Origin of the sequence: Methanohalobium sp., from assembly GCF_046546175.1 — an archaeon.
In the GTDB taxonomy this organism is placed as follows: Archaea; Halobacteriota; Methanosarcinia; order Methanosarcinales; family Methanosarcinaceae; genus Methanohalobium.
On record NZ_JBKGYF010000069.1, the window covers coordinates 1 to 8817 of the forward strand.

An 8817-nucleotide genomic window follows, 5' to 3' on the forward strand; every position below is an offset into this window, starting at 1 on the left:
ACGTGAAGATCTGATACCATCGTTCATCGCCTGTATCAGCACTTTGCAGAGTATCATTGGATGATAGGATGATTGCCATATCAGTAAACTAATTAACCTATAATTTATATTTATTTGTCTGATAGATAAAAATAGATTGATAGTATAGAATTGTCGGACAGCCTGTTTAGCCAAGGATAGTTTACCCTCATGGAAACATTAAAATCATTTCAAGTTAATTGCAAATATCAGGTGAAACTAAATGAGTCAGGAACTACCCCCACAAGCACAGAATCAAATGTCTCAATTGCAACAATTACAACAGCAGGCACAGTCGTTAGCAGTACAGAAAAATCAGGTAGAATCATCTCAAAAAGCAACAGAAACAGCTCTTGAAGAATTAAAAAATTTGCCAGAAGATGCTACGGTCTACAGGACAGTTGGAAACCTGCAGATCAAAACCACCAGAGATGATGCAATCGAAAAACTGGAAGAACAAAAGGAAAATCTATCATTAAGGCTACAGTCGATTAACCGCCAAGAAGAGCGCATATCAAAACGATTCAAACAGCTTCAGGAACAACTCCAGCAATCAATGGGTAAACAGCAGGGTGGAAAGGCACAGTAAAAGCCATTTATATTAAATGAGCATAGCAAAATTTGAACAAGCCATATATGTATCAATATGGCAATCCAGCGAGAGGTGCTAATGCAGGTCGACGAAATGGAGTTTTACAACAGGCTCCTGGACTACCATCATATTTTATTTTTATGTCATCGCAATGCTGACCCTGATGCTGTAAGTAGTGCGTTTGCACTTTCTGAGGCTATCGGAGGTACAGTTGGTCTTGTAGAAGGATGCAACAGACTTGCAGCACTGCTTGTTGATAGGCTGGGTATCGAAGTTGTAGATGGACCAGACCCTGAAAACTACGAATTTATAGTGGTAGTAGATACATCTACAAGTTCTCAACTAAATGATATCAAATTATCCAATTACTGTGTCATAGATCATCATTCAACAACAGCATTAACAGAAAAAGCTGATTTTTATCTGCATTCTAGAGCAACATCAACTGCAGAAATAGTTTATAAAATATTAAAATCGATGGGAGCACCTATTACCCGCCGTACTGCTTTAGGGCTTATATCAGGAATTATCACCGATACAGGTCATTTTAAACATGCAAATTCATGTACATTTAGAAATCTCGCAGAAATAATAGAATCAAGTGGTGTAGAATATGCTGAAGTACTTGAGATGATGGCTACAGCTCCTCAGGACATATCATTGCGTATGGCGATGTTGAAATCTGCACAAAGGCTGGAAATTGAGCGCGTGGATGAATGGCTGGTGGTAACAACACATGTGAGTTCATTCGGTGGTGCAGCATCTTCAATGTTGATTAATATCGGAGCAGATGTTGCTCTTGTAGCAACAACGTGTGACGGTAGTATAAGGGTCAGTGCACGTGCCAAACGTGATGCTGTTAATGCAGGCGTAAATCTTGGGAAAATTATGGAGAATATAAGTGAACATTATTATGGCACAGGGGGAGGTCATCCGGGAGCTGCAGGTATCGATGTTGTGACAGATGTCAATCAAATTCTTTCAGAATGTAAAAAACACGTACTTGAGACATTGAAAAGAGAAACTGTAAAAAACGAAAATCGTTAATAATCACGATTATTCTGTTAAATTACCATTTTATTAAAAACAGGCAGGTAACATAATGGAATACTGGGATCCACATATTGAGCGAATGCCGGTTGATGAATTAAAAGAGATGCAAGAATTCAAATTGAAACAGCTTTTGAATTATGTGTATCATCATTCACCTTTTTATAAAAAGAGGTTTGATGACACGGGTATCAAACCAGATGATATAAAAACACTTGAGGATATTAAAAAGCTACCGTTTACCTATAAACAGGATTTGCGGGACAATTATCCAACAGGAATGTTTTGCGTCCCGAATACGCAGCTTGTACGCTTTCATGCGTCTTCTGGAACCTCCGGAAAACCCACTGTTGTAGGTTATACACGAAATGACATTAATGAATGGGCAAACTCACTTGCCAGAGCACTAACATCGATTGGTGTAGGACGCGGAGATAATCTTCAGGTCAGTTATGGATACGGGTTGTTTACCGGTGGGCTCGGACTACATTACGGAGCTGAAGAAGTCTCAGCTTCTGTTCTTCCAACCAGTGCCGGTAATACAGAACGACAGATTGAATTAATGCAGGACCTTGGCACAAGTGTTATAGCCTGTACTCCATCCTATATGCTGTATTTGAATGAAGCTGCAAAGAATATGGGTATTAGTATCAAAGACGATACCGATTTACGGGTAGGTATACTTGGAGCAGAACCTTGGTCAGAAGAGATGCGAAAAAGAATAGAAAATGCAACCGGAATTAAAGCATATGACATTTTTGGAACATCAGAACTTAGCGGTCCACTGTTTACTGAATGTCAATATCAGGACGGAATCCATATATGGGCAGACCATTTCCTTGTAGAAATCATAGATCCAGACACCGGAGAATCACTACCTGATGGTGAAAGAGGTGAACTGGCTATAACAACCCTCTCAAAGGAGGCGCTTCCGCTTGTCAGATACCGAGTCGGAGACCTTACGGCATTGAACAGTGAACCCTGTAGTTGTGGACGTACCCATCCGCGGATTACAAGAATTACCGGCAGAGTGGATGATATGCTGGTTGTACGGGGAGTTAATGTATTCCCTGGTCAGATTGAAGCTGTCCTTATGAATATACCGGAAGTAGGTGAACATTTCCAGATAATAGTTGACAGGGTTAATGAAATGGATATGATGAAAGTGCAGATTGAGATGACCGATACAGCATTCAGTGATAAGGTAAATGATATCATATCCCTTGAGAAAAAAGTGGAATCCGCACTTAAAAGCGTGTTGAACGTTTCAGTTAAAGTAGAACTGGTGGAACAGGGATCACACCCAAGAACGGTTGGTAAATCCAGGAAAGTTGTTGACAATCGAAATTTATAATACTGATTGAGTCTTGAAAAAGTTGGTTATGTGGGTGTTTACATGGACATGGACGATAATGTATTAAAACAGATATCCGTATTTGCAGAAAATAAACCCGGTAGACTTGCAAATATAGCAGACAAACTTAAAAGCGCCGATGTAAATATCAGAGCTTTCAATATTGCTGAAGCCGGTGAATTTGGAATAATCCGGATGGTAGTGGATAATCCGGATAATGCTTATGAAGCGCTTCATAACACCGGTTTCACAGTTTCTGAAACAGATGTGCTGGGAATAGAGATGGAAGATGTGCCTGGCAGTTTATCCAATATCGCAAAGAACCTGGGTGAGCACGGTATCAATATAGATTATTCCTATGCATTTGTTACAAAAACTGAGAAGGCACTGTTGATTGTGCGTGTAGATGATATAAAGGGCGCACTGAAAGTACTGGATAGTGCCGATTTCAGACTGGTTGATATGGAAGAGATAAAACATCTCTGAAAAACTGATTAATAGTGTTCCAGGTCAAGGTTTTAAATGAGGGATGAACAGGAAAATGATGTGACCTCTAAAAGCGAATCTCCTTATGATAAATTGGGTGGTTCACATTCTACAATTATAGGTGGACGCCTGGGTAGAAGGATAATCTATATTATTGGGTCACACCCAGAAGTGAAAAAAATAATACCGGCTGTTATACAGGTAAAAGCAAAAAAAGGGTCACCGGGTGGAGCTTTTTCTGCCAAAGCTCTGCGTTGTGATAAAAGGGGAAACCTGCGCTTGGTTGTGTCTCAGGGAACATCCACTCAGGAACTGCGAATTATAACCACTGTAGGAGATGCTGTTGAAGGAAAACGTATCATGAATGAATTAAATGAGTTGCTCCAGAGTAAATAAGGATACGTGTAAAAATGTATATCGGAATCGATCATGGTACAAATGCAATACGGTTTGCATCCATAAACAGGGATGAAAATACAGATATTAAAAAATTTGAATTATCCCGGGATTACGCTGCCTCTATGCAGGAATCTGATATCATTGATTATATCCTTAACCATTTTGATTCCGGTAGAGAAGATATTGAACTCATCGCTGTCACCTTTTCCATGGGTGATGGAATTAACAGTATCGAAAACATTGATACTGTAGATATGAGGGGAGTTAAAAGTATTGAAGGAGCCGGTAAGAAGACAGGTGGCGGAGCTAAGGTTTTTGATGCTGTCAAGAATTCGAATATATCTGCGGTTGTTATACCAGGTATACATACTGGTTGCAATACCGACCAGCGTATGAATGTATTTTCGCATTCTACCAGTCCTGAAAAGATAGGTATTGCATATCATGCCAGGTGTAGCAATCAGGATAACGATTTTATTGTATCTGATATTAGCTCAAATACAGTGACAGTGGGGGTATCAAATAAAAAAATTGTAGGAGCTATTGATGCCTGTATATTAGCACCTGGGTTGCAGCACGGTCCACTGGATCTACAGGCTATAAGGGATGTGGATTCTGGTGTTTGTTCAGCAAATGAAGCGTTCATGCATGCAGGAGTTTTAAAGCGTACACTGTACAACGATTTGGAAAGTCTTCTTGATGCGGTTAATAAAAACAATTCAAATGCAATCCTTGCACTTGATACTATTTCTCTTTTTGCTGCAATGGAAATCAAAAGTATACAGGTATTACTTGCTGATTTAAACCCTGTACCTGTAGAGAATATATATCTTGCAGGCTCAGTCGGTGAAATTGAATATGTGGTTGATAGAATCCATCATCATCTAGGTTTAAGACCCCATGTACTTGGAAAATGGAGTGCAGCTATTGGGTGTGCTGAAATCGCCAGAGATATATGTTCTGGTAAAACAGAAATTTTGGGTCTGGATGTAAATTTTTGAAACAATGTATTCAGAATTTAGCCCATTTTGAATATTCATCTAGGAAATTATGGATGATATCTTCTTTTGAATATTTTTCTATGTCGATACTCTGTTGCACACCACTGCGAAGAACAACTTCGGCTTTACAGTATTTTGGTTCTTCCTCTGTATGATACGGAAATGCAAACGACATTTTCTGATACGGTCTCCCACGGATAGAATAAAAAAACTCTTCCTCATTGTTATTGTAGATTGTAATTGATACTGTGATGGATGATTTTTTTTCAAGCTCGTCTGGGGAATCTATTACAACTTCACGCCCTTTGTCTTCAAGTTCTTTTTTAATTACTCTGAAAGCAGGTACTACTGCATTTTCTATAAAACCGATAATATGATAACGTGTGTCAGCACTACTTGTACTGTGTTCAGCGACTTTTTTGGATTTATCTTCAGTTCCTTCAAGAATTTTTTTCAAACGGGATTTCCATTCTTCCATCTTGTAACATCCATTATGTAATATTTGTTATGGATATAAATCACTTGTTGTATATGTTATTAGAGGTCTATATGTCTATATACAATTTTATTTTTCAATCTTAATAAAAAAGCGGGAGACCCGCTGGAGTGGTTGCATCTAGGATTAAATGGGATATGTAACCAATACAGAAAAACCCTATGAAGTATTCAATAACAGGTTCACCTGTAATGTTAAAGTTTCCTATAAATAGTATATAGTATGTTATAGATCCGGCAATAACAAGTGCTATTTTTGAATGAAACAAGCTTCTATGATGACTGTTTTTTGCTGGTTCGATTTTGTCAGGCAGAACAGATCCAATTATAGAAAATATAAGAGCAAATAGAGTAGAGTATATATCCGGGGTAAACACAGCAAATTCTTTCAACATGTAAAGAGCAATAATCCCTGATACCACTCCGCCGATAATATGTGTTTTGAATTTGGGCATGGTTATTACTGTAAAAGTGTTTGGTTTTAAATAAATAAGTTTTGGTTAATTATCCATTGATTGTTAGTATTTATTTGAATATACAAAATCTTTATATAGAAGAACAAATCAAGTTATTATTGTTTAACAGACATCAATTGAAATTCTGTTAAATCATACTTTACTAACCAGTTCATTTGTTCATTCAAATCATTATTCATATCAATAATTAAGATAAATAACATCGGTGATAGATGATGGATGGAAATAATTTCACTCAAAAGACATATGAAGCAATCCAGAACTCGACAACGATTGCAGCACGATATCATCATCAACAAATAGATTGTGAGCATTTACTTCTTGCATTATTAGAGCAGAAGGATGGTTTAATACCACGTATTCTGCAAAAAATGTATATTTCTACTGATACTGTGATTCAGAAATTGGAAAAAACACTTTCTGAATCACCCCGGGTCTCAGGTCCAGGTAGCGAACAGGTGTACATGAGCCAGAGGCTTAAACGTGTTCTTGATACGGCAGGAAAAGAAGCAGAACAGATGGAAGATGAGTATGTAAGTGTGGAACATCTATTATTTGCATTACTCGAAGAAACGGACAGTTCATGCAGTAAAATACTGTCTAATGCAGGAGTAAACCGTGAAAATCTGCAGCAGGCATTAAAAGAAATTAGAGGGAATAAAAAAGTGACAACCGAAAATCCTGAAGAGACCTATGAAGCCCTTGATAAATACGGTATTGATTTTACAGAACTTGCAAAACAGGGTAAACTGGATCCTGTAATAGGCAGAGACAGAGAAATACGACATACTGTAAAGATTCTCTCGCGCCGCAGGAAAAACAATCCCGTACTTATCGGAGAAGCAGGTGTAGGTAAGACTGCAATTGTGGAAGGACTTGCACAGAGAATAGCAAATGGTGATGTCCCTGAGGATATGGTAAATAAGCGCATCATTGCCCTTGATATGGGTGCACTTATTGCAGGTGCCAAATATCGGGGTGAATTTGAAGACCGTCTGAAGTCGGTACTCGAAGAAGTATCAGAATCAGAAGGACAGATAATCCTGTTTATTGATGAGCTTCATACAGTTGTCGGAGCAGGCGCAGCTGAAGGATCGATGGATGCCAGCAATCTGTTGAAACCAATGCTTGCACGTGGGGAACTGCACTGTATCGGTGCAACTACACTGGATGAGTACCGCAAAAATATCGAAAAAGATGCAGCCCTTGAGCGCAGATTCATGCCGGTAATGGTTGGGGAACCCGATGTTGAGGATTCCATATCAATACTTCGCGGACTGAAAGAAAGATATGAAGTCCACCACGGAGTTAGAATTAAAGATTCCGCACTTGTGGAAGCAGCCGTTTTGAGCGACCGGTATATATCTGAAAGATTCCTTCCAGACAAAGCAATCGATCTTGTTGATGAGGCAGCTGCCAATGTCAGAACCCAGATAGACAGCAAGCCGACTGAACTCGATGAAGTCGACCGTAAAATAACACAGCTTGAAATTGAACGTGAGGCTCTAAAGAAGGAAACCGATCCAGCATCCAAAGAGCGTCTTGAAAACCTGGAAAAGGAATTATCAGATATACGCGATCAATCCAAGACGCTCAGGGCTCAGTGGCAGAAAGAAAAAGAAATCATATCTGAACTGCGTTCACTCAAAGAACAGATAGAGGACACAAAAACCCAGCTTGAGCGTGCAGAAAACGACAATGACTTTGAACTGGCTTCACGTTTGAAATACGGGACATGGATACCACTCCAGCGTCAGTACGAAGAAAAAGAAGAAGAACTTCAGCAGATGCAGGACCAGATGCTTCTTAGAGAGGAAGTTGATGAGGAAGATATTGCTGAGGTTGTTAGTGAATGGACATCTATACCAGTAACCAAACTGATGGAAGGAGAACGCGAAAAACTAATCCATTTGGAAGAAAGACTGCATGAAAGAGTAGTTGGTCAGGATGAGGCTGTAAAAGCAGTATCAGATGCAGTGGTACGTGCCCATGCCGGTATTAAAGATCCTGACAAACCAATTGGAAGTTTTATATTCCTTGGACCTACAGGTGTGGGTAAAACTGAGCTTGCAAAGGCGCTGGCTGCAGAACTCTTTGACGATGAGAACAATATGGTGCGACTTGATATGTCCGAATATATGGAAAAACACACTGTTTCCCGTATGATAGGAGCACCACCTGGTTATGTAGGACATGAAGAAGGGGGTCAGCTCACAGAAGCAATTAGACGCAGACCCTATTCCGTAATTCTCTTTGATGAAATTGAAAAAGCGCACCATGATGTATTCAACATCATGCTCCAAATACTGGATGACGGTCGCCTCACTGATGCACACGGAAGAACTGTGGATTTCAAGAATACAATAATCATAATGACTTCAAACATCTTTGTAGATTATGCCCGTGAACAGCTGGAAAACGGAGCAGATTATAGCAAGATGAAATCCATGGCTCAAAACGAATTGAGCAAACATTTCAGACCAGAATTCCTGAACCGTATCGATGAAGTTGCAATCTTCCGTCCACTGACAAAAGAGCAGCTTGTGGAGATCGTGGATATTAAAGTTGAAGACTTGGCAGAAAGGCTCAAGCACCAGAGGCACAAACTTGAAATTACAGATGACGCCAAACGATATCTTGCGGATAAAGGTTACAGTGAAACCTATGGTGCAAGACCGCTACAGCGTGTAATCCAGAATGAAGTCGAAACCGAGGTCGCCAAATCTATTGTGTCAGGTGAAGTTCCGGAAGGGTCCACAGTTAAAGTGGATTCCGATGAAAACGGAATTGTAATTAAAATAGAATAATCATCCGGAAAAGAGGAAACGAAAAGTACATCAACAAATATGTAGATGAACAATGAATTTATCTGTTCATCTCATTTTTTTATTTTATAGTCATCAACTTAATATTAGTTCTTTAAATTTTTTCTTAATGAACACTTCT

The 8817-nt window shown here is 39.2% G+C and carries 9 protein-coding genes; 7 read left to right on the forward strand and 2 right to left on the reverse strand.

What is annotated here, in order from left to right:
• The first annotated feature begins 241 nt into the window (after positions 1-241).
• From ACLFMM_RS07635 to ACLFMM_RS07660, 6 genes are all read left to right on the forward strand, one after another.
• Complete coding sequence (locus tag ACLFMM_RS07635) at positions 242-607, forward strand: prefoldin subunit beta (RefSeq protein ID WP_410808136.1); 366 nt, start codon at positions 242-244, stop codon at positions 605-607.
• A gap of 81 nt (positions 608-688) precedes the next feature.
• Positions 689-1657 (forward strand): DHH family phosphoesterase, encoded by a 969-nt coding sequence (locus tag ACLFMM_RS07640; protein WP_410808143.1) that lies wholly within the window; start codon positions 689-691, stop codon positions 1655-1657.
• A 52-nt stretch (positions 1658-1709) separates the two neighbouring features.
• On the forward strand, positions 1710-3014 hold the full coding sequence (locus tag ACLFMM_RS07645; protein ID WP_410808144.1) for a phenylacetate--CoA ligase family protein: 1305 nt from the start codon (positions 1710-1712) through the stop codon (positions 3012-3014).
• A gap of 48 nt (positions 3015-3062) precedes the next feature.
• Entirely contained in the window at positions 3063-3500 is a 438-nt protein-coding gene (locus ACLFMM_RS07650; protein WP_410808145.1) for an ACT domain-containing protein, read from the forward strand.
• A gap of 36 nt (positions 3501-3536) precedes the next feature.
• Positions 3537-3896, forward strand: coding sequence for a DUF2103 domain-containing protein (locus ACLFMM_RS07655; protein WP_410808138.1), 360 nt, complete (start codon positions 3537-3539; stop codon positions 3894-3896).
• Positions 3897-3910: 14 nt separating this feature from the next.
• On the forward strand, positions 3911-4900 hold the full coding sequence (locus tag ACLFMM_RS07660) for a methanogenesis marker 12 protein (RefSeq protein WP_410808139.1): 990 nt from the start codon (positions 3911-3913) through the stop codon (positions 4898-4900).
• A 10-nt stretch (positions 4901-4910) separates the two neighbouring features.
• Here the strand turns inward: ACLFMM_RS07660 and ACLFMM_RS07665 are convergent, their stop codons facing one another.
• Both ACLFMM_RS07665 and ACLFMM_RS07670 read right to left on the reverse strand, forming a co-directional pair.
• Positions 4911-5378 (reverse strand): hypothetical protein, encoded by a 468-nt coding sequence (locus ACLFMM_RS07665; RefSeq protein WP_410808140.1) that lies wholly within the window; start codon positions 5376-5378, stop codon positions 4911-4913.
• 100 nt (positions 5379-5478) lie between these two features.
• Complete coding sequence (locus ACLFMM_RS07670; RefSeq protein WP_410808141.1) at positions 5479-5850, reverse strand: metal-dependent hydrolase; 372 nt, start codon at positions 5848-5850, stop codon at positions 5479-5481.
• Positions 5851-6086: 236 nt separating this feature from the next.
• On the opposite strand from ACLFMM_RS07670, the gene clpB reads away from it, so the two are divergent.
• The gene (gene clpB, locus ACLFMM_RS07675) at positions 6087-8678 is read left to right on the forward strand and encodes an ATP-dependent chaperone ClpB (protein ID WP_410808142.1); all 2592 of its coding nucleotides are present in this window, start codon (positions 6087-6089) and stop codon (positions 8676-8678) included.
• Positions 8679-8817: the final 139 nt, after the last annotated feature.

Coding starts and splice junctions, on each gene's coding strand:
- clpB (WP_410808142.1), top strand. CDS start 6,087: ATGGATGGAAATAATTTCACTCAAAAGACATATGAAGCAATCCAGAAC.
- ACLFMM_RS07640 (WP_410808143.1), top strand. CDS start 689: ATGCAGGTCGACGAAATGGAGTTTTACAACAGGCTCCTGGACTACCAT.
- ACLFMM_RS07650 (WP_410808145.1), top strand. CDS start 3,063: ATGGACGATAATGTATTAAAACAGATATCCGTATTTGCAGAAAATAAA.
- ACLFMM_RS07665 (WP_410808140.1), bottom strand. CDS start 5,378: ATGGAAGAATGGAAATCCCGTTTGAAAAAAATTCTTGAAGGAACTGAA.
- ACLFMM_RS07655 (WP_410808138.1), top strand. CDS start 3,537: ATGAGGGATGAACAGGAAAATGATGTGACCTCTAAAAGCGAATCTCCT.
- ACLFMM_RS07635 (WP_410808136.1), top strand. CDS start 242: ATGAGTCAGGAACTACCCCCACAAGCACAGAATCAAATGTCTCAATTG.
- ACLFMM_RS07670 (WP_410808141.1), bottom strand. CDS start 5,850: ATGCCCAAATTCAAAACACATATTATCGGCGGAGTGGTATCAGGGATT.
- ACLFMM_RS07660 (WP_410808139.1), top strand. CDS start 3,911: ATGTATATCGGAATCGATCATGGTACAAATGCAATACGGTTTGCATCC.